Genomic DNA, 813 nt, shown 5'->3' with positions numbered 1-813 from the left:
AGCGCGTTGAGCACCATGTTTTGACCCGATGAACCTTTCACCGTGGCCACCTTTTTGCCTTTGAGGTCGGCAATGGTATGGACGGCGCTATCCTTTTTAACCAGCAGCCCGTTACCCAAATATTGTGAGGCCTGAATAGCGCGGATTTTAGCCCCAGCCGCCACGGCAAAAGCCAGCGGACCATCACCGACTAATCCGGCATCCAGATGCTGAGAATTGAGTGATTCCAGCAGCGGTGCAGCGTTAGGAAATTCGTACCATTTGATTTCATAAGGCACATTGGTGAGTTCACCGGCTGCTGACATCACGGCGCGGGCGTTCCCCTTTTGGTCGCCGACCACGAGTTCGGTATTGGCGGCATAAGTGGTGAAGGTGGCGGCCAACAATGCGCTGGCGATAAACGTGAGTTTCATGAGGTTTCCCTGAGAAAAAAGAAAACAGCGTAAGTTTTCCGCTACAGCAGGCGTAGTAACAAATCCGCGCAACGATATGCAATGAGCGCAAAAGCCACGGAGGGTGAAAGATTGCGCAACTGCCGTTATCAAAAAATGCGATTTATCCTCACTAATGATTAATTCTCACGACGATAAGTGAAACGTGATTTCAGTCACACATTGAGCTCGGCGGGATTCATCAGTCATTAGCCCGGCTACATTCATAAGTGGAGCTAACGACACACTCAGCAACGGGTTTTTACTGTTCGATAACGTACGTTAAAATTCTGTTGAGTTTATGTAGGTTTATTTTGGGTGGTATTTGATGAAAAACGTTGAGGGATTGGCATGGTTAACAAATTAACCAGTATCGTGCTGG

At 48.3% G+C, this 813-nt stretch carries 1 protein-coding gene; it reads right to left on the bottom strand.

The window, feature by feature from the left end:
- Nucleotides 1-413: ABC transporter substrate-binding protein (locus tag H7A81_RS27415; protein WP_182059356.1), on the bottom strand; the 413-nt coding region annotated here is incomplete at its 3' end.
- Between the last annotated feature and the right edge of the window lie 400 nt (nt 414-813).

Origin of the sequence: Pantoea sp. ME81, assembly GCF_903970985.1 — a bacterium.
Taxonomy (GTDB): Bacteria; Pseudomonadota; Gammaproteobacteria; order Enterobacterales; family Enterobacteriaceae; genus Pantoea; species Pantoea communis.
Note: the sequence above shows the minus strand (reverse complement) of the source record. Positions and strands in the feature narration are given on the sequence as shown.